Source organism: Bradyrhizobium sp. BR 1432 (assembly GCF_051547705.1).
Lineage (GTDB): Bacteria > Pseudomonadota > Alphaproteobacteria > Rhizobiales > Xanthobacteraceae > Bradyrhizobium > Bradyrhizobium zhanjiangense.
This window is the reverse complement of sequence record NZ_JBPUGF010000003.1, coordinates 4,595,022-4,614,652: the sequence shown is the minus strand read 5'-3', so window position 1 is coordinate 4,614,652 and position 19,631 is coordinate 4,595,022. Positions and strand designations below refer to the sequence as shown.

Genomic DNA, 19,631 nt, shown 5'->3' with positions numbered 1-19,631 from the left:
CGAGGTCAAGACTCAAGCCGATGTCGACGGTGCCACTCGGTACGTCACAGGGCCTCGTATTGATGGTGCAGATGTGCGATACGCATCCCTCCCCTCATCAGCAACATCGGTCTCATCATGATCAAGCGCGTCTTGCCCTACGAAGGTCTGCTCCACGAAGTGGTCGAGCATAATGGCGTGCTTTACATCGGTGGAATCGTCCCTGAAGACACGAGCCTCGACATGTCGGGTCAGGCTAACGACGTCCTCCGGCAGCTGGCGCAGCTGCTGAAGACCCTCGGATCCGATTTGGCGAATGTCTTGCAGGTGACCATCTACATGACGGACCTCAAGGAGAAGGCCGCGTTCAACGCCGCCTGGAAGGCGCACTTTGCGGAAGCTCATCTGCCAGCGCGCGCCGCAATCGGCGTCGCCGATCTCGGTCCGGGCATCAAGCTCGAGATGACCGCGATCGCTGCGCGACAATAGCGGTTGGGAGAGCATATCCTTGTACCGGTCTTAACTTTTTGCGCCGACATCAATGTTAACGAGCGACTTTCGTTGCGCGAAGAGAATGCCCTGATACGCTCTGCGTATATCAAACGCAGCGTGTTCAAGATGATCAGATACTCATCCTACGGCACGACGAATTCTTCAAAGCAATCGCCGACGCTCGATTCTGACGATCCGCTTCGTGCCGCATATTGCGAATTGTTAGAGCTGCGTCGGCGCGTCAGGGCCGCTGAAGCGGCCATGATGACACGAGCTAGTGATCGCAGACGCAAGCCGACCGCGAGCCGAGCCCAAAACTGGCTGAAGCAGTCTGGATGACCCCCGCTCAATGACGGGTCTGCGGCAGCTTCCAGCCCAGAACCTTGCTCGCGACGAGCGTGCGCAGCACCTGCGCCGTGCCACCGCCGATCGTGAACATGCGCACGTCGCGCGCCATGCGCTCGAGCGGGAAGTCGCGCGAATAACCGCGGGCCCCGAACATCTGAAGTGCATCGTTGACGATCTTGATCGCCGCCTCGGACGCGAAGATCTTCGCCTGCGCCGCGAGGGTCGGATCGGGAAATGCGCTGCCGCCCGGGCCTCGCGACGCGGCGGCTGCATGCAGCATCAGGCGGGATGCGGTGAGCTGCGTTTGCATGTCGGCGAGCATCCATTGCAGCCCCTGGAATTCGCCGATCGGGCGCCCGAACTGCTCGCGCGTCTTGACCCATTCGACGGCGTGCTCCAGCGCACCTGCTGCGATCCCCATCGCGACAGTGCCTGCGCCGACACGCTGGCTGTTATAGGCATTGATGAGGTCGGCAAAGCCGCGCTTGAAGCCCGACGGAGGCAGCAGCACCATGTCCGGCGTGATCTCCAGATCCTCGAACACGAGCTCGCCCTCGGGCATGCCGCACAGTCCCATCGTCGTTTCGCGCTTGCCGATGCGCAGCCCTTCGGCCTCGCCGCGCACGGCCAGGAAGCCGCCGACGCCAAGCTCCTCACCGCTCTCATCGAAGACCCGCGCGAAGATCAGGTGCAGGCGCGACACGCCGGCACCGGTGATCCAATGCTTGCTGCCGTTGAGCACGAAGCGATTGCCGCGCTTGTCGGCCCGGGTCTTCATGCCGCTCGCGTCGCTGCCCGCCTCGGGCTCCGTGATGCAGATGGCCGGCTTGTCGCCTGCCAGGACGAGATCAGCAGCGCGCCTGCGCTGTGCATCGGTGCCGTAGGCCATGACGGTGGAGATCGCGCCCATATTGGCCTCGACGACGATACGCGCCGAGACCGTGCACGCGCGCGCCATCTCCTCGATCACCAGCACCGTGTCGAGGAAGCTCTGGCCCTGCCCGCCATATTCCTTCGGGATGGTCATGCCCATGAAGCGCTCGGCTTTCAGTGCCTCGACAACGTCGAAGGGATACTCGCGCGATTGATCGATCTCGGCGCCGCGCTTGCGCAGCAGCCCGTTCGAGAAGGCGGCGGCTCTTTCCTTCAAAGCCAATTGACGGGATGACAGCTCCATGGCGCCGCTCCTTCTCAGCGGCCCATGGCATAGAATTCGGCATTCGGACGCATGCTCGTCACGTTCGCGAGCCGGTTCGACAGGCCGAAAAAGGCCGAGATCGCCGCGATGTCCCAGATGTCCTCTTCGGTGAATCCGTGCGCCTTCAGCGTGGCGAAGTCGCTTTCAGACGTCTTGTGCGCCTCGGTCGAGACCCGAACAGCGAAATCCAGCATCGCCTTCTGACGATCGGTGATGTCGGCCTTGCGGTAGTTGACGGCGACCTGATCGGCAATCAGCGGGTCCTTGGCGCGGATCCGCAAGATCGCGCCATGCGCCACTACGCAATACTGGCACTGATTGAGGTTGCTGGTCGCAACGACGATCATCTCGCGCTCCGCCTTGGTCAGATTGCCGGGCTTATCCATCAGCGCGTCGTGATAGGCAAAGAACGCGCGAAACTCCTCCGGCCGGTGGGCGAGCACGAGAAAGACATTCGGAATGAAGCCGGACTTCTCCTGCACGGCCAGGATGCGGCTGCGGATATCGTCCGGCATATCGGCGAGATCGGGGACAGGGAAGCGGCTGACGGCGCGTGTTTCGGTCATGAGCTTGGCTCCTCGTTGAAGATTGGCACGACAGTCATCGCCCCTCACCTTTCGCCCGGATCATCACAAGAAAACCTTCGGCGAAGACGTCGAGCGCGTCCGGGCGCCGTTCGAGCTTGGCGCGTAGCACCGCGCCCTCCCAGCCGATCCAGAAGTACTGCGCGAGATCCTCGCAGTCGAGCTCGCTGGACATCTCGCCCGCCTCTTGCGCCGACCGCAGGCAACGGGACGTCCGCGCTTCCCAATCCCGGAACACAGCAGCGAGGCGCTTCCGGAACGGTTCGGGCAGAACACCCATCTCCTGTCCGAGATTGCCGACGAGGCAGCCGCGCCGGTAACGATGTCTCGCCATGCCCGAGCGAGCGTCCGCGATGAAATCACGCAGACGGTCGAGCGGAGCACGCTCGGTGTCGTCGAACCATCGGTCCAGCTTGCGCGCGAAATAGTCCGCATAGGCATCGATCAGTGCGAGACCAAAGGCCTCCTTGCTGTCGAAGTAATGGTAAAATGAGCCTTTTGGCACCTCCGCGGTGTCAAGGATCTCCTCGACGCCCACGGCACTGAAGCCCTTCTCGGTCAGGATCGCTACGCCGGTGCGCAGCAGCCGTGCGCGCGGCGCGTCTGGCCGTGTCTGGTCCTTAGGCGGACGGCCACGGCGACGTGGTTCGGCTGACGGCGAAATCGCTTTCATGGCGATTTATTAGACCGATCGTCTTGCAAAATCAATCCCGCGTCGTCATCGAGGCCCGGCGTCTGTCGATCGGACCTTCCAGGACGTGCGGATCGCCTCGCGCTCACGGCATCTGACAGACGTCCGGATGCAGCAGAGGAGCGTCCTTCAGCCAGACGTTCGCGCCGTCCGCACCGCAGACGGCGCGCAGGGGCTGTCCGGCGGGCAAGCGGACCCAGCCTTGCGGGAGCAGCGTCTGATCACCAATCGACAGGCTCCCGGCGAGAATGAGCATTTCGAGCCCGCGTGCATTCTCGACCGCGACGGAACTGCCCGGCATCCAGCTCTCGAAACGCACGTTCTCAAATCCATCGTCGAACAGTTCGAGCGCGCTCGCCGCCCCGGATCGCGGCTCGCGCTGACGACCTTCCGCGGGCCGTCGTACGATCTGGTCGCGATCGCCATCCCGGAACTGCCAAAGGCGCACGAAGATCGTGCAGCCAGCCTCCGATGCGGGAACGTGCGAGGTCCCGGGCGGATTGCGGAAGTAGCTGCCCGCGGGGTAATCGCCATGCTCGTCCTGAAAGACGCCATCGAGAACGACGATCTCTTCGCCGCCGCCATGCGTATGGCGCGGAAACGCGCTGTGCGGCGCGTACCGCACGATCGAGGTGGCGCGCGCGACCTCGTCACCGATGCGGAACAGCATGCGCCGGTCGACACCGGCCGCCGGGCTTTGGGTCCACGGCAGCTGCCCAGCCTGGACGATCACCGGAACCGTCAAGTTATCATTGATGCGCATGGCTCTTCTCCCTCATGGTCAACACCATTCTGAAATTGGCCTGGCCGGACCGCATCCGTGCGACGGCCTCCGCGGCGCGCTCCAGCATATCACGACGCCGTATCGCCGCGGCGCGATCGTGGTGATGCCAGCGCCAGCGCGGCGACGGCCAGGAACAGAGGCGGAAACGAAACCCACAGGACCGTATTCCAGCCGTAGGCGGAGAGCAGTCCACCCGACAGGAACGAGCCGAAGGTCATCGTCCCGAACACGATGAAGTCGTTCAGCGACTGGACGCGCGCCTTCTCCTCCGCGCGATGACACTCCAGGACCATCGCAGATGCTCCGACGAAGCCAAAATTCCAGCCGACGCCGAGCAGGATCAGCGTCGCCCAGAAGTGCCCGACCTGAATGCCGAACAGACCGACTGCCGAAGAGGCGGCGGTGAGCAGCAGCCCGGTCGCCACCACCCTCGATGCGCCGAACCGGGTGATCAGCCTGCCGGTCCAGAAGCTCGGGCCGTACATGGCGATCACATGCCATTGCAGACCAAGATTGGCAAACTCCTGCGACAGATTGCAGAACTTCATCGCGAGCGGCGCCGCCGTCATCAGGAAGTTCATCAGCAGATAGGAGACGACACCGCAGACCACCGCAGCAATGAAACGCGGCTGGCGCGCGATCACGGAAAGAGGACGGCCTCTGCCCCTGTCGGCCGCGATCGGCATCGGCAGACGGACCCCGGCGAGAACCGATAACGAGATCGCGGCGACCGCGCCTTGTGCCAGATAGGTGGCCGCGAACAGATGGGATGGCCACAGACCCATCGTATACGTGACGAGTTGCGGCCCGATCACGCCGGCAAAGACACCGCCTGCCATCACCGCCGATAGCGCGCGCGGCCGCCGCTCCGGCGCCGCACAATCGGCGGCAGCGAAGCGAAAGGACAGCACCACCGCGGCGTAGACACCGCCGAGAAACGTTGCCGCACAGAACAAGCCGAACGAGGCGTGTAGAATCGCGAGCGATCCGATCAGGCCGGAGAGGACACCGCAGCCGGTGCCGATCATGAAGGTCGCGCGTCGCCCGTAACGTTGCGCGACCGCTCCGGCGGGCAAGGTGCAGGCCGCCATCCCGACCACGAAGATCGAGATTGGGAGAGTTGCCAGCGCCTTGCTGGGCGCCAGCATGTCGCCGATCACGGCGCCGGTGGCGTAGACGATCGCCGAATTCGCGCCGGCCAGTGCCTGCGCGACGGCGAGCCTTGCGATATTGTTGCGCTCGAAACGGAACGCGGGCGGAGCCTCCATCCGCCCTTGCACGGCAACTTCTGACATTCAGACCTCGATTTGGCCGCGCCAGCGCGCATCGCGCTGCGACGGACGGCGGTGAAGGCGGCGATCGAGCAGATCGCGTGCCTTGGCGGAATCGCCGCTTCGCATGAAAGCGAGCAACAACATGTCTTCGATGATTTCCCTCTGGGCGCCGCTGCCGGCGACCCGGGCGACGTCTGCGGCCACGGGCTCGAGAATCCGCATGCATTCGGCGTAGTCGGCGTTCGCGAACGCGAGCGCCGCCCGCCCGATGGCCGGCACGACGGGACCAGCCGGCAGCGCGCCGTCCGCGACACGTTGCGCATTCGCCTTGATGCGGTCGACGGCCGTGGCGTGTTTTCCGGTCGCGGCGGCCAACAAGGCCATGTGCACTTCGACGAATGCCAGACCGGGACTCGGATAGCGGGATCCGGCGTAGCTCTCGACCTCGCCCCACATGCCGGACGGCACCTCATGGCCATACGCCTGAAGCCTCCACAACAAGGAAACCGTGTCGCTCACGACGTTGATCGGCAGACCGAGCGAGGCCGAAGGTCGAACGTATTTGGAGTAGATCGCCAGGGCGTGTTGCGGATCGTCGCGCTCCAGCGCCGAGAGCGCCGCGTGCCAGGCCAGATGACCGTGAAGCATCCCTGCCCGATCATAATCAGGCAACCAGCCTTCGAGCAGCGTTTCGGCTTCGTCCTTGGCGCCCTGCTCGAACATCGCATGCGCGACCGCATGCGCGGCGTTCGCGTTGGCGCGGCGCCGTTCGAGACCACGTTGCGCGAGGTCGCGACCTCTCGAGACCGATCCGTTCTCGGCATGTGACCAGCCGCGATAGGTCAGGAACCACCAGTCATCCGCGTCGTAGCGACCCGCGACGCGTTCGCAGAGATCCACGCGCGCCTGGTCGTGCCCGATCATCCCCGAGAACGCGAACAGGCCGAACGCACCGAGCGGCAGAGAGAGGATCAGGACGTCGCGCGGCCACGCGTCCAGATGCGCGAGCGCGCTCTCCAACGCCCGGGTGGACTGGCCGGTCACCGCGAGCGCGAGGACCGCCACATGGCTGATCTCACGCGGCGAGCCGTTTCGCGCGACGATTTCCTGCGCAGTCGCGATCCTTGCGCGCGCGTCCGCAGGCTCGGCCTTGATCGCGTGCAGACGTGCGAGGGCGGCGTGCGCCAGCGCGAAATGCGGATCGTGCTCCACGGCCTGCCGCAGCGCCTCATCTGCACCCGGCCACGCCGAAAGAAGCAGATCGATGCCGGCGCGATATTGACCGGCGGCTTTCGGTGAATCTGTCGAAATCGGCAGGCCCCGGCTGTCGCACTCGGCCATGCTCCGCTCCTGCTACGAGGACGAGACGGTCCGGCCAACGAAGTCCGTGGTGTGGCCGGCCTTGAACTGGAGCGCTAGCAGAGCGAAAAGCGGCTGTCTTTCGACGTTTTGCCAATTTATATAGAATATCGGCCAATCGGAAACGACATGACCTGGACCCCACTATCGGCTCCGCCGGATGCCTTGCCGCCGCGCCCGATCACCATGCGCGCCCAGTCGATCCCGGCGCGGCACGAATTCCTGGAGCACGCGCACGACTGGCACCAGGTGGTCTACGCCATCGACGGCGTGCTGATGGTGACCGCGGAGAACCGTTCCTTCGTCATCTCGCCCGAACAAGCCGTCTGGCTGCCGCGCGGCGTTCGCCATCGGGTGGGCTCCCTTCTCGGCGCCGAGTTTCGCAGCCTGTGGATTGCCGTCGACGCCGGGAGCAATCTGCCATCGGCTCCGACAGTGCTCGCCGTGTCTCCCCTGCTGAAGGAGTTGATCGTCGAGGCCGCAGCCATCGAAGGAAGCCAGGATACCGACGGCTACCCCGATCGCGTCGCGACACTCATTCTCGATCAGCTCGGCAGGGCCCGCGCGCTGAGGGCGGGATTGCCGTGGCCGCGCGGCGAACGCCTGCTGCGCCTTTGCGAAGCGCTCTACGTAGATCCGGCCGATTCCCGAACTTCGGATGATTGGGCCAAGGCGCTCGGCATGTCGTCGCGCACGCTGACGCGCCAGTTCGAAGCGGAAATGGGTTCGAGCCTGCGATCATGGCGGCGGCGGGTACGGCTGGCTGCGCGCTATCGAGCTGTTGAGCAGAGGCACGGGAGTCACGGAGACTGCGTTGCAACTGGGCTACGGATCCGCATCCGCGTTCGTCTACGCATTCCGGACGGAAATGGGATCCAGTCCGCACGCCTACATGCGAAGAGCAACTAGCGAGCGTCGTGCCGCCGACATCCGCTGATAAGGAGTATCTGAAGCGGAGAGCTCCGGCGAAGCAGCATTCGGGCTTCCTCGGAACCATCGAAGCCGAGCTCAGTTGGGGCCAGATTGGGTTGGGTGGCATTCTTCACTGGCGGCACGACCGGCAGCACAGCGCGGACACCCTGAATGGAGTGACGAATGGCTACGGCGAGACTCAACGCTAAAGCGCGATGAGATTGGGATGAATCGTCATCGCGCTTTAGGTTATTGTTTTAGCATGATCTTTTCGGAAAACCGCTGCACACTTTTCCGGATCATGCTCTAGCCGGCGCTGACGCAGCCTCTACTTCGCCGTTCCGCTCTTGCTTCCGGTCGCGTCGGATCGTCGATCCGCGGCAAGGCCAAGCACCATGTCCGAGAACCGCTCACCCTGGACCAGAACATGATCGTGAAGTCGCGTTGCCGCGAGTTGCTCATCGCCGGCGCGGATCGCTTCGAGAATCCCGGCGTGCTCCTGGAGCGATTGCAGCAGGCGGTTGCGCGCACGTAGCTGGATACGGCGATAGGCGCTCAGCCGCTTATGCAGAGCAAAGGCTTGATCAGCGAGAAAACTGTTGCGGCTCGCGCGGTAGATCGCTTCGTGAAAATTGCGGTTGTCGGCGTAGTACTGCTCGCTGTCGCCTTCGCGCGCGGCAATCTCGCAGGCGCGATGAGCCGTCTCCATTGCGGCATCGTTCTCCGGCGTCAGCCGACGTGCCGCCAGGCGTCCGCAGGCGCTTTCGATCTCCGCCATCGTTTCGAACATCTCGAACAGCCGGGTCGGTGACGGGACGCTGACGATCGCGCCGCGGCGGGGGCGAACATCGATGAAGCCCTCGGCGCCGAGCTGGAGCAGCGCCTCCCGGATGGGGGTGCGCGACACCCCGAATCGCTCCGCCAGCGAGGCCTCGTCCAGGCGATCACCCGGCAGGAATTCTCCTGCAATCACAGCGTCTTCGATCGACTGCTTAAGTCTGAAGGCCTGGCTCATTGCATACACCTGATCCCACAATTCCATACCATATACTTGACAAAACAAACAGCATGCAGTTCATATATTAATTGTATGCAAGATTAGGAATAAAAAATGCAATCTGGCAACGGGAGGTATGGAATGAGGATTTCAAGACGCCAAGCCCTGGCCTTGGGAATCGCAGCCCCGGCGCTGCTCCGGTTCGGGGAAGCGCGCGCGGCCACGGCCCTGAAGATCTCGCACCAGTTTCCGGGTGGCACGGCGACCGAGGGTGATTTCCGCGACCGGCTCTGCCGGCGTTTCGCAGCCCTGATCCAGGAGCGCAGCAAGGGCGCGATGACCGCCGAGATCTATCCCGGCTCGTCGCTGATGAAGACCAACGCGCAGGTCTCGGCGATGCGCAAAGGTGCGCTCGACATGAGCCTCATTCCGATCTCCTACGCCGGCGGCGATCTTCCCGAACTGAACATCGGCCTGATGCCGGGTCTCGTCACCGGTTACGACGAGGGTCTCGGCTGGAAGAACAAGCCGATCGGCCAGGAGTTCAGCAAATTTCTCGCCGCCAAAGGCATCGTCATTGTCACCTGGATCTGGCAGGCGGGCGGCGTCGCCAGCCGTGCGCGTCCGCTCGTCGAGGTCGGCGATGCCAAGGGCATGAAGATCCGCGGCGGCTCGCGCGAGATGGATCTCGTGCTCCAGGCCGCCGGCGCCTCGGTGCTGTCGCTTCCCTCCAACGAACTCTATGCGGCGATGCAGACCGGCGCCTGCGATGCCGCCCTCACCTCGTCCACCAGCCTGACCTCGTTCCGCCTGGAAGAGCTCGCCAAGCATCTGACGACCGGCCGGGCCAAGAGCTACTGGTTCATGCTCGAGCCGCTCGTGATGTCGAAGGCGGTGTTCGATCGGCTTTCGAGCGAGGAGCGCGACATCATCGTCTCGGTCGGCGCCGAGCTGGAAGCGTTCGGCCGCACCGCGGCGATGGAAGACGACGTCCGCGTGGCCAAGGTCTACCAGGCCGCCGGCGCGACCGTGCATGATCTCGACGACAAGACGGTTCAGGCGTGGCGGGAGCTTGCGCGCGACACGGCCTGGAAGGATTACGCCAAAAAGAACGAGAACTGCGCCCGCCTGATCAAGCTCGCCATGGAGGCCGGATCATGAGCGCGCACGGCGTCGATCTCGGCCACTCCGTCGTCATGACGGCAGCGCGACCCGGCTCCACGGTGGGACGGATCAATCGCGCGATGATCCTGCTCAACAGGACGATCGTCGTCCTCTGCTCGGTCGCACTTATCGTCGCGAGCACGATCCTGAGCTACAGCGTGGCCGCGCGCTACTTCTTCAACGCGGCAACCTATTGGCAGGACGAGGCCGCGGTGTTCCTGCTGGTCGGCGCCACGTTCCTGTCGACCGCGTTCGTGCAAGCCGGACGCGGCCACATCGGCATCGAGGCTCTCACCGGCTATCTGTCGAAGCGCGGCAATGCGATCCGCATGCTCGTGGTCGACACCGCGAGCCTGCTGTTCTGCTGCTTCTTCGCCTGGAAATCCTGGACGCTGTTCCACGAGGCATGGGTCGACGGACAGGTGTCCGGATCGACCTGGGCCCCGCCGCTATGGATTCCCTACAGCATGATGTCGCTCGGGATGACGCTGATGACGGTTCAAATCGCGCTTCAGCTCGCCTCGCGCGTCGACGGATGGAGGAGCAAATGAGCACGTTTGCCGTCGGACTGATGTATGGCGGGGCCACGCTCGCCGTCATGGCCTCGGGCATGCCGATCGCGCTGGCGCTCGGTGCCGTCGCCGTCATCTTCATGTATTTCTTCATGCCCGCTGCATCGCTCGATACGGTGACGCAGAACGTGTACGAGGAGATGGCCTCGATCACGCTGCTGGCGATCCCGCTCTTCATCCTGAAGGGCGCCGCGATTGGCAAGTCGAAGGCGGGACAAGACCTCTACAGCGCGTTGCATGTCTGGATGGGCCGGATCCCGGGTGGGCTCGGCATCGCCAATGTGTTCGCCTGCGCGCTGTTCGCTGCAATGGCCGGATCATCTCCGGCGACGTGCTCGGCCATCGGTTCGGCCGGCATTCCCGAAATGCGCAAGCGCGGCTACTCCGGCGGCTTTGCTGCGGGCGTCATCGCAGCCGGCGGCACGCTGGGCATCCTGCTGCCGCCCTCGATCACCATGATCCTGTACGCGGTCGCGGCGGAGCAGTCGCTCGGTCGTCTCTTCCTCGCCGGCATCGGCCCGGGCCTTCTCCTGGTGCTACTGTTTGCGACGTATGCGGTGTTGAGATTCAAGTCCGAATACGCCGCGGCAGAGCGCGCTTATGCCGCGGACCCTGCGCAGCACCCGATCCTTTCGAATGAGCGCTTCACCATGGCGATGCGGTTCGGTGCGCTGCCGCGGGTGCTCCCCTTCGTCGTGCTGCTCAGCGGCGTCATGATCGCACTCTATGGCGGCTATGCGACGCCGTCGGAAACCGCAGGCCTCGGCGGCATCCTGGCGCTAGTCCTGATCGCCTCGATCTATGGCGTGTGGCGCCCGCGGGATCTCGGCCCGATCCTGGAATCGACGCTGAAGGAATCGACCATGCTGATGCTGATCATCGGCATGTCGCTGCTCTACTCCTACGTGATGAGCTATCTCCACATCAGTCAGGCGGCGGCGCAAGCGATCGTCGCGATGCAGCTCTCGCGCTGGGTGCTGCTGGCAGCGATCCTGGTGCTGGTGGTCGTGCTCGGCTTCTTCCTGCCGCCGGTCTCCATCATCCTGATGACTGCGCCGATCATCCTGCCGCCGCTCAAGGACGCAGGCTTCGACCTGATCTGGTTCGGCGTGGTGATGACGATCGTGATGGAGATGGGCCTCATTCATCCGCCGGTTGGACTCAACATCTTCGTCATCAGGAACATCGCGCCGGACATCCCGTTGCGGGACGTGATCTGGGGGACGCTGCCCTTCGTGCTCCTGATGGCGTTCGCGGTCGTCCTGCTTTGCCTGGCGCCCTCGATCTCCACCTTTCTGCCCAACCTGGTGATGGGCGCCCCGTCGCGTTAACCGAGGAGGCATGAACGATGCTGAACGACACAAGATCCGGACGCATCACGGCGCCCGAATTCCTGCAAGGGCTCATCGATACCTTGACGCAACGTGGTCGCGCGGTTCTGGGCATCAAGCCTGATCGCGAGCCAGGCGAGGATCGCGATCTCGCCCTTCTGGGTGAAGCGCTGCTCTCCAGGCGCGGCGAAGCCTCCGGCGTTGCGATCGCGCAATCGCTGCTTGCGGCTTTCGAGCAGGCCGGCGAGCCGCAGCGGCTGAAATTCCTCGCCTCGCTCGCGGACCGGTTCGGGCCCGACCGTCGCGCGATCGAGCTCGCGATCGCGGCCTACCAACGCAAGGAGGGCGGCGACGGCAGCAAGCTCGAGGCGCTCCATGCCGTCGCCGAGCCGCGCCGGCAGGAATTGATCCGGCGCCTCAATCTGGCGCCCGGCGGCACTTCGTCGCTGGTTCGCATGCGGGAGGTGCTGCTCTCGCTGCTGCGCGAGCATCCCGAGCTCCAGCCGGTTCGACGACGATTTCGTCCATCTGTTCTCGTCGTGGTTCAACAGGGGCTTCCTCGTGCTGCGGCCGATCGATTGGACGACGTCTGCCAACATCCTCGAGAAGATCATCAAGTATGAGGCCGTCCATGCCATCCAGGACTGGGAGGACTTGCGCAACCGGCTCGAGCCGCCGGATCGCCGCTGCTACGCGTTCTTTCATCCGCAGCTGGTCGACGAGCCGCTGATCTTCGTCGAGGTCGCGCTAACCAAGGAGATTCCCGGCGCGATCGGCCCATTGCTCGACAAATCGCGCCAGGCGATTGCCGCGCGTGAGGCGACCACTGCCGTGTTCTACTCGATCTCGAATACGCAGAAGGGCCTGGCCGGCGTCTCGTTCGGCAATTTCCTGATCAAGCAGGTGGTGCAGGATCTCGCCCGCGAGCTGCCGAACCTGAAGACCTTCGTCACGCTGTCGCCCATTCCCGGCTTTGCCGGTTGGGTGCGGCGCGAGCTCAAGACAGAGGCCTCCGGCGCGATCGATGAGGAGACACGACGCGCGCTGGCCGCTCTCGATGACGGCGGCGACATCGCGCAGGCGAAAGAGGCCGTCACCGCGCTTGCGGCCTACTACTTCCTGAAGGCGAAGCTGCCGTCAGGCAAGCCGGTCGATCCGGTCGCCCGCTTCCATCTCGGCAACGGCGCGCGCCTGGAGCGGCTGAATTTCCTGGGGGATGCTTCGCCCAAGGGCATGAAGCAGTCCTACGGACTGATGGTGAACTATCTTTACGCGCTCGAGCACATCGAGGCGAACCACGAAGCGTTTGCGGAAGCCGGCACCGTAGTGGCGTCCGACAAGGTGAAGAAGGCCCTTCGCGCGAAATTGTCATCGCGCGACCTCGTTCCGAGTCCCCAATCCAACTCTCAACGGAAGATCTCGTCATGACCTGGAACCTGTACGACCGCCTGCTTGGCTCTGCGGAGTCCGATCAGTCCATCTGCATTGAGAAGGAGGACGGCGCGACGTTGAGCTACGCCGAACTCGCTGCGCTGAGCGGCAAGTTTGCGAACTTGCTCGCCAGGATTGGCATCGGCCCGAACCACCGTGTCGCTGCCAAGGTCGAGAAATCCGTCGAGGCCATCGCCCTCTATCTCGCAACGCTCCGCTCCGGTGCCGTCTATCTGCCGCTGAACACTGCCTATACGCCGGCCGAAACCGAGTACTTCGTCCGCGACGCGCAGCCGACATTGATCGTGTGCAATCCGAAGGAAGAAGCCGACCTGCGCGCCATTGCTGCCAAAGCGGGCGGCCGGGTCGAGACGCTCGATCACCACGGCAAGGGCTCGCTCGCCGATGCCGCGGCGGACTTCCCGATTGCATTCGACACCGTGGCCAGGGGGAATGACGACCTCGCCGCCATTCTCTACACCTCCGGCACGACCGGCCGCTCGAAGGGCGCCATGCTGACGCACGGCAATCTGGCCTCGAACGCCCTGACGCTGGTTGAAGAGTGGCGCTATTCCAGGAAGGACGTGCTGATCCACGCGCTGCCGATCTACCACGTTCACGGGCTCTTCGTGGCCTGCAACGTCACGTTCGCCGCGCGCGGGCGCATCCTGTTCATGCAAAAGTTCGACGCCGAGCGCATTCTGGCGACGATGGCGCGCAGCACCGTGCTGATGGGCGTGCCGACCTTCTATGTACGCCTGCTCGAGAGCACGAACCTGAACGAGCGCACGACCGCCAACATGAGGCTGTTCGTCGCCGGCTCGGCGCCGCTCCTTGCCGAGACTCACCGCGCCTGGCAGGCGAGGACCGGACACGCGATCCTGGAGCGCTACGGCATGACCGAAACCGGCATGATCGCCTCCAATCCCTACGACGGCCAGCGCATTCCGGGCTCCGTGGGTCGCCCCCTGCCCGCGGTCGAAGTTCGGATCGCCGATCCCGAGAGCGGTGCGGCGCTGCCCACGAACGAGGTTGGCATGATCGAAGTGAAGGGGCCGAACGTGTTTGCGGGCTACTGGAACATGCCGGACAAGACCGCGGCCGAATTCCGCAGCGACGGCTTCTTCATCACCGGCGACCTCGGCAAGCTCGATGCAAATGGCTATCTGCACATCGTCGGCCGCGGCAAGGATCTCATCATCACCGGCGGCTTCAACGTCTATCCGAAGGAGATCGAGACGGAGATCGACGCCATCCCGGGGGTCTCAGAAAGTGCCGTCGTCGGCGTGCCGCATGCCGATTTCGGCGAGGGCGTCACGGCTGCCGTCGTCCGGTCGCCGGGCTCGTCCTTGGACGAACGCACCATTCTCGCGGCGCTGTCCGGACGGCTGGCGAAATTCAAGCAGCCCAAGGGCATCATCTTCGTCGAGACGCTTCCGCGCAACACGATGGGCAAGGTACAGAAAAACCTGCTGCGGGAGCGCTTTGCAGAGCTCTATTCGGCCAAGGCCGGCCAGGGGAGTTGATACGGACGGCTTGAACGGTCCGCTCCGCAGAGCGAGCGCGGAGCCTCGAGTCTGCCGCCATCATGCAGATCGAATGGCGAGATCGGCATCCGATCGCCTCGACGACACGAGCAGCATCATCGGCCGCTCCAGCTCTTCCGTGAGCGCCTGACTCTCCCTGATCTGCTCAATCGACAGGGCGAACGCGTCGACGAGTTCGATGCTAAACCCGGACCGCACCAGCGCGTTCAAGGTGGTTCCGATCGTGCGGTGACCCAAAGCGCCTTGACAGATGGCCAAGCTTCGAAGATGTAATGTTATAACATTACATCGCGTCAGCCGAAATGCCCTGTCCCAAGCGCCGCCCTCTCCCCTTGAAAAGGCTCTTCGATCTCCATGCAGAAACTCCCCGTCACCGTCTTGTCCGGCTTCCTCGGGGCTGGAAAGACCACTTTGCTGAACAATGTCCTGAACAACCGGCACGGCCTGAAGGTGGCGGTGATCGTCAACGATATGAGCGAGGTGAACATCGATGCGGATTTGGTTCGCGATGACGGTGCGAATCTATCCCGGACCGATGAGAAGCTCGTCGAGATGACGAACGGCTGCATCTGCTGCACGCTGCGCGACGATCTCTTGAAGGAGGTCCGCGCACTCGCCGAACACGGTCGCTTCGATTATTTGCTGATCGAATCGACGGGCATCTCCGAGCCGCTGCCGGTCGCGGCGACCTTCGACTTTCGCTCCGAAGACGGCGAAAGCCTCTCCGACGTGGCGCGTCTCGACACCATGGTCACCGTGGTCGACGCCGAGAACCTGCTCAAGGACTATTCGTCGACGGATTTTCTGGAGCAACGCGGCGAAGCGCTCGAGAACGACAAGCGCACGTTGGTCGATCTCCTCGTCGAGCAGATCGAATTTGCCGATGTGATCGTCTTGAACAAGGTCGATGACGCCTCGCCCGAGCAGCGCGAAGCGGCGCGAAAGATCATTCGTGCGCTCAATCCAGAAGCGGACCTGATCGAAGCCAACCACAGCCGGGTCGCTTTCGATCGCATTCTCGACACCGGCCGGTTCGACTTCGAAAAGGCTCAGCAGCATCCCCTCTGGTACAAGGAGCTCTACGGCTTTGCCGATCACGTGCCGGAAACGGAAGAATACGGCGTGAGGAACTTCGTCTACCGCGCGCGCCGTCCGTTCGACCCCGCCAAGTTCGACAGGTTCATCAAGGAGCCTTGGCCAGGCGTCATTCGCGCCAAGGGGCACTTCTGGCTCGCGACACGGCCGCAATGGCTCGGTGAACTCAGCCAGGCGGGTTCGATCATTCGCACCCAGGCCCTTGGTTTCTGGTGGGCCGGCGTGCCGGCAGAACGATGGCCGGATGATCCTTTCTGGCGCAAGAAACTTCGACAAAACTGGAGCAGCATCTACGGCGATCGCCGTCAGGAAATCGTGTTCATCGGGGCCGGCATGGACGAAGACTCGATCTGCGCCCGCCTGGACGGATGTCTCGTGAGGGGAAAACCTGCCATGGACGTCGCGGAATGGGCAAAGCTCGCAGACCCGTTTCCGATTTGGCGGCGCGCGCACGAAGCAGCCTAGCGGGAGCGCACATGGGCGACGTCATTCGATTTGTCCCGAAATCCGAGCTCGAGCGAATTCGTCTCATTCGGGAAGCTCGCGCAATATACGACAGCATATTCCCGCCAACTGCCTTGGTCGGCGAGCAGTCATATGGTTGCCCCGCACAGAGCACGCAAAGCTCATCCGATTCCCTCAGGAATGCGCTCGAAGGCGAATGATGTAGATCCTTTGCGCTACACCGTGAGGGTCGAGCGCGAACCGCGGCAGTCAAGACGATTGCGGAAGGGAGCCGCAAGGATGCAGAATGGCTGCGCGCGTTGGGGATCTGTGATGTTCGACTGGAATGATCTCAAGTACCTGCTGGCGGTGGCCCATCACGGCAGCACGCTCGCGGCCGCACGCCATCTGGGAGTGAACCAGTTCACCGTCCAGCGGCGCCTGACCGAACCGGAAGGACGCCTTGGGCTACGATTGGTCGAGCGATCGCCTAGCGGCTACAGCCTCACCACTGCGGGCGCGCTGGTCTTCCCATTGGCCGAGGACGTGGCTGCCAGCATCGAAGCGTTCCGGCTCAAGGCCGCCGAAGCCGCCCATGCCAGCATTCTGCGTCTGACCTGCCCCGAACCCATCGCGATCCGCCTCGCACAATCGGGTTTCATCGACCGCTTCCACGCCAAACATCCCGGCATTCGTGTCCAGTTCGTCCTCGCGGATCGTTACATCGACTTGTCGAAGGGTGAGGCTGACGTCGCGTTCCGCTCCGGCGATACCACAGGGGATATGATCGGCAGAAAGATCGCCGACTCCATCTGGGCCGTCTACGCCAGTCACGCCTATCTCGAGCGCAACGGCGCACCAGGATCGATTGACGCGCTAAAAAACCATCCGCTGATCGCCTTCGACGAAAGCCTCGCCGGCCACCGGTTGTCGACCTGGCTACGTGAAGTCGCACCCGATGCTCACTATGCTGCACGAAGTATCAGCGTGCTTGGCCTGGTGTCCTCAGCGAAGGCGGGGGTCGGGATTGCGACGCTACCGATCGCGCTCGGGGATGCCGAAGTCGATCTCGTACGTGTTCTCGAGCCTGTGCCCGAGTTGACCCGGGCCTGGCGCCTCCTCACCTATCCCGATGCCCGACATCTCCCGCGGGTCGGAGCCTTCTTTGACTTTGTCGCATCGGAAGCGGACGCTTTGAAACCGATCCTCACCGGCTGAGCCAACCAATGTGCCGCTCCTCTTCGACTGCTTCGTGATGCTCGCGGAAAGCGTCGACCGCTCACTCAATTCTGACCTTTGACTGGTGTGCGATCGCGCTCCAACGATCCGCTTCCGATTGAAGATGGGCAGCAAAGGCAGCGGGCGACATCACAGTCGGCATGAAATCGGTCTCACGCAGGCGGTCCGCCACAGCGCGACATCGACCCGGAGCTTGCCATGGCTTTTTGGCACTGGGGGAGCGCCTCTCGGGTCATTGATGGCTCTGGAGCTTCCACGCCTGCGTTTCGCCCGAACGGCGTGAAAGCGCGCGTTCGTCTGCGGCTTGATGAACAGGGCTGCGACGCTCGGATGATGCTTGCGGATTTCACCTTCGAGCGAGATCACGCATTGCTCGATATCGTCGGCGCGCTTCTCGTCGGCGAACTCGACGCTGAGGGCGGCGACAATCTCGTCCGGGGATAGTTCGGACCGTCAGGAGCCCGTTGGCCTGCAGCACCCCCGGCGAACGCCGGGCGATCTCGAGGATCGATCGCGCAAGCTCAGGGTGCGCCGGCTCGCCGATCAGCAGACTCTTGCTCTCGCGGGCGAGCCCGACGGACGTGACCCCCAGCAGAATCCCGATCAGGATCGAGCCGACGCCGTCCCACACCGGTTGCTCCAGCCACACCGCCGCCGCCGTTGCCCCGGCCGCAATGACGATACCGACCAGCGCCGCACTGTCCTCGAGCAGCACCATGAATGCAGGCGGGTCCTTGCTGCGGACAAAGGCCTGATAGTAGCCGAACCGCGCCGCGTCGAAGCGGAAACGTCGCAAGGCGACCAGCCACGATGCGCCCTCGAACAGGAACGACAGCCCGAGCACGATGAAGCTGACGATGGGATCTTCGATCCGCTCAGGGGCGGCAACATGCACGAGGCCCTGATAGAGCGAGACGCCCGAACCGAGCGCAAAGATCACCAGGGCGACGATGAAGCTCCAGAAATACAGCTCGCGCCCGTAGCCGAGTGGATGGGATTCGTCCGCTGGGCGGCTGGCACGATGGTAGCCATAGAGCAGCAGCACCTCGTTGGAGGTGTCGACCACCGAGTGCACGGCCTCGCTCGTCATCGCCGAGCTTCCCGTCCAGATGGCGGCGCCGATCTTGGTGACCGCGACGAGCACATTGCCGGCAAGTGCGGCATAGACCGTGGTCTTCGATGACGAAGCAGCGGCCATGTTCACCAAGGTCAGTCCTCCTCTGCGGTCGGCGGGCCCGCCGTTACGCACAGAAGGTCAGCGCCATCACAGCAGACGCCGTATCTACGGCGTGCCGCGAGAGTTGGTGCACTCTCGCGCTACGATTTCGCCGTGCCGGGCTCGGCCAACTTCCGATGCTGCTTGGCCAGCATCTCGTTCGGCGTGATGGCGGCGACCGTCGCCTGGATCTTGTTCTTCAGACCGGTGACGACGTCGGCCTCACCGCGCAGCATTGCATCGAAGCCGGCCTTGGCGACCTCGTAGGCGCCATCCTTCTGCTCGGTGCCAACCTTGGTGTCCATCATGTCGGCGCGGCGGAAGAATTCGGTGTCGGTGGCGCCAGGCATCAGGCAAGTGACGGTGACGCCGCTATCGCGCAGCTCTTCGCGCAGAGCGAAGGAGAACGAGTTGAGAAAAGCTTTGGAGGCGTTGTACACCGCCTCGAAGCTGCCGGGCATGAAGCCGGCGATCGAGCCCGTGATGAGAATGCGCCCGGAGTTGCGTCGCACCATCGCATTGCCGGCGTGATGGATCAGGTAGAGCGTGCCGGTGATGTTGGTATCGATGACGTGCCTGATGCGTTGGAAATCCTGGTCAAGGAAGGCCTTGCCGAGGCCGATGCCGGCATTAGCCAGCAGCGCGTCGACCGGCCGGTCGGCGACCGCCGCGCAGAGCTTGTCGACGCCCTCAATGGTGGCGAGATCGGTCTCGACCGGCTCCACACTGCCGCCGAACCTACGCAGGTCGACGGCCACCCCCTCGATCGCGGCCTCGTCCGCGGCGATGACAAGATTGAAACCTGCTTGGGCGCAGCACCTGGCAAGTTCCAGGCCGATACCGGTTGAGGCGCCGGTGACGACGGCGAGTTGATTGGCGGCCATAGGGCGTATCCTCGCGGGTTGGGATGATGATGCCCAATCGCTCGACCGGCCAGCTGTTCCTATTCCCGCACGGTCCGGTGCAGTGCGAAG

At 63.7% G+C, this 19,631-nt stretch carries 18 protein-coding genes and 3 pseudogenes; 11 read left to right on the top strand and 10 right to left on the bottom strand.

What is annotated here, in order from left to right; genetic code table 11:
• The first annotated feature begins 117 nt into the window (after nucleotides 1–117).
• Nucleotides 118–468, top strand: coding sequence for a RidA family protein (locus tag ACSKB8_RS22155; RefSeq protein WP_438106366.1), 351 nt, complete (start codon nucleotides 118–120; stop codon nucleotides 466–468).
• A gap of 349 nt (nucleotides 469–817) precedes the next feature.
• On the opposite strand, the gene acdA is transcribed toward ACSKB8_RS22155, so the two are convergent.
• The 6 genes from acdA to ACSKB8_RS22125 all read right to left on the bottom strand — a co-directional run bounded on the left by acdA (nucleotide 818) and on the right by ACSKB8_RS22125 (nucleotide 6,691).
• Nucleotides 818–1,996: a 3-sulfinopropanoyl-CoA desulfinase gene (gene acdA, locus ACSKB8_RS22150; RefSeq protein WP_438106364.1), complete on the bottom strand. Its 1,179-nt coding sequence runs from the start codon at nucleotides 1,994–1,996 to the stop codon at nucleotides 818–820.
• Nucleotides 1,997–2,010: 14 nt separating this feature from the next.
• Complete coding sequence (locus ACSKB8_RS22145) at nucleotides 2,011–2,583, bottom strand: peroxidase-related enzyme (protein ID WP_130211712.1); 573 nt, start codon at nucleotides 2,581–2,583, stop codon at nucleotides 2,011–2,013.
• Between the two features lie 34 nt (nucleotides 2,584–2,617).
• Nucleotides 2,618–3,274: an acrylate utilization transcriptional regulator AcuR gene (gene acuR / locus ACSKB8_RS22140; RefSeq protein ID WP_438106362.1), complete on the bottom strand. Its 657-nt coding sequence runs from the start codon at nucleotides 3,272–3,274 to the stop codon at nucleotides 2,618–2,620.
• Between the two features lie 103 nt (nucleotides 3,275–3,377).
• Entirely contained in the window at nucleotides 3,378–4,055 is a 678-nt protein-coding gene (locus ACSKB8_RS22135; RefSeq protein ID WP_438106360.1) for a cupin domain-containing protein, read from the bottom strand.
• An 89-nt stretch (nucleotides 4,056–4,144) separates the two neighbouring features.
• A complete protein-coding gene (locus ACSKB8_RS22130; protein ID WP_438106359.1) occupies nucleotides 4,145–5,371 on the bottom strand; it encodes an MFS transporter in 1,227 nt (408 codons plus the stop codon).
• Entirely contained in the window at nucleotides 5,372–6,691 is a 1,320-nt protein-coding gene (locus ACSKB8_RS22125) for a tetratricopeptide repeat protein (protein ID WP_438106358.1), read from the bottom strand. It abuts the gene before it with no gap.
• A 147-nt stretch (nucleotides 6,692–6,838) separates the two neighbouring features.
• Here ACSKB8_RS22125 and ACSKB8_RS22120 point away from each other — a divergent pair.
• A pseudogene (locus ACSKB8_RS22120) lies at nucleotides 6,839–7,057 on the top strand (AraC family ligand binding domain-containing protein); the annotation flags it as partial.
• A gap of 433 nt (nucleotides 7,058–7,490) precedes the next feature.
• Nucleotides 7,491–7,646 carry a hypothetical protein gene (locus tag ACSKB8_RS22115; protein ID WP_438106356.1) on the top strand — a complete coding sequence of 52 codons (156 nt, stop codon included), beginning with the start codon at nucleotides 7,491–7,493 and terminating at the stop codon, nucleotides 7,644–7,646.
• A 303-nt stretch (nucleotides 7,647–7,949) separates the two neighbouring features.
• Here ACSKB8_RS22115 and ACSKB8_RS22110 read toward each other — a convergent pair whose 3' ends face one another.
• Entirely contained in the window at nucleotides 7,950–8,636 is a 687-nt protein-coding gene (locus ACSKB8_RS22110; RefSeq protein WP_438106354.1) for a GntR family transcriptional regulator, read from the bottom strand.
• A 123-nt stretch (nucleotides 8,637–8,759) separates the two neighbouring features.
• Here ACSKB8_RS22110 and dctP point away from each other — a divergent pair, with 123 nt between their 5' ends.
• The 5 genes and pseudogenes from dctP to ACSKB8_RS22085 all read left to right on the top strand — a co-directional run bounded on the left by dctP (nucleotide 8,760) and on the right by ACSKB8_RS22085 (nucleotide 14,642).
• Nucleotides 8,760–9,779: a TRAP transporter substrate-binding protein DctP gene (gene dctP, locus ACSKB8_RS22105; protein WP_438106352.1), complete on the top strand. Its 1,020-nt coding sequence runs from the start codon at nucleotides 8,760–8,762 to the stop codon at nucleotides 9,777–9,779.
• Nucleotides 9,776–10,333 (top strand): TRAP transporter small permease, encoded by a 558-nt coding sequence (locus ACSKB8_RS22100; RefSeq protein ID WP_128945279.1) that lies wholly within the window; start codon nucleotides 9,776–9,778, stop codon nucleotides 10,331–10,333. The genes dctP and ACSKB8_RS22100 overlap by 4 nt, the downstream gene beginning before the upstream one ends.
• A complete protein-coding gene (locus ACSKB8_RS22095) occupies nucleotides 10,330–11,685 on the top strand; it encodes a TRAP transporter large permease (RefSeq protein ID WP_438106350.1) in 1,356 nt (451 codons plus the stop codon). The genes ACSKB8_RS22100 and ACSKB8_RS22095 overlap by 4 nt, the downstream gene beginning before the upstream one ends.
• A gap of 17 nt (nucleotides 11,686–11,702) precedes the next feature.
• Nucleotides 11,703–13,113, top strand: a pseudogene (locus tag ACSKB8_RS22090) (malonyl-CoA decarboxylase).
• Complete coding sequence (locus ACSKB8_RS22085; protein ID WP_438106349.1) at nucleotides 13,110–14,642, top strand: malonate--CoA ligase; 1,533 nt, start codon at nucleotides 13,110–13,112, stop codon at nucleotides 14,640–14,642. Before ACSKB8_RS22090 ends, ACSKB8_RS22085 begins: the two are co-directional and overlap by 4 nt.
• 60 nt (nucleotides 14,643–14,702) lie before the next feature.
• On the opposite strand, the gene ACSKB8_RS22080 is transcribed toward ACSKB8_RS22085, so the two are convergent.
• Nucleotides 14,703–14,873, bottom strand: coding sequence for a hypothetical protein (locus tag ACSKB8_RS22080; RefSeq protein WP_438106347.1), 171 nt, complete (start codon nucleotides 14,871–14,873; stop codon nucleotides 14,703–14,705).
• Nucleotides 14,874–15,017: 144 nt separating this feature from the next.
• Here ACSKB8_RS22080 and zigA point away from each other — a divergent pair, with 144 nt between their 5' ends.
• The 3 genes from zigA to ACSKB8_RS22065 all read left to right on the top strand — a co-directional run bounded on the left by zigA (nucleotide 15,018) and on the right by ACSKB8_RS22065 (nucleotide 17,420).
• Entirely contained in the window at nucleotides 15,018–16,223 is a 1,206-nt protein-coding gene (zigA, locus tag ACSKB8_RS22075) for a zinc metallochaperone GTPase ZigA (protein WP_438106345.1), read from the top strand.
• An 11-nt stretch (nucleotides 16,224–16,234) separates the two neighbouring features.
• Entirely contained in the window at nucleotides 16,235–16,423 is a 189-nt protein-coding gene (locus ACSKB8_RS22070; RefSeq protein WP_438106344.1) for a hypothetical protein, read from the top strand.
• A gap of 112 nt (nucleotides 16,424–16,535) precedes the next feature.
• A complete protein-coding gene (locus ACSKB8_RS22065; RefSeq protein WP_438106342.1) occupies nucleotides 16,536–17,420 on the top strand; it encodes a LysR family transcriptional regulator in 885 nt (294 codons plus the stop codon).
• Between the two features lie 282 nt (nucleotides 17,421–17,702).
• On the opposite strand, the pseudogene ACSKB8_RS22060 reads toward ACSKB8_RS22065, so the two are convergent.
• Nucleotides 17,703–18,639 (bottom strand): annotated as a pseudogene (locus ACSKB8_RS22060) (cation diffusion facilitator family transporter); the annotation flags it as partial.
• Between the two features lie 119 nt (nucleotides 18,640–18,758).
• Nucleotides 18,759–19,541 carry an SDR family NAD(P)-dependent oxidoreductase gene (locus tag ACSKB8_RS22055; protein ID WP_438106340.1) on the bottom strand — a complete coding sequence of 261 codons (783 nt, stop codon included), beginning with the start codon at nucleotides 19,539–19,541 and terminating at the stop codon, nucleotides 18,759–18,761.
• Nucleotides 19,542–19,631 lie beyond the last annotated feature (90 nt).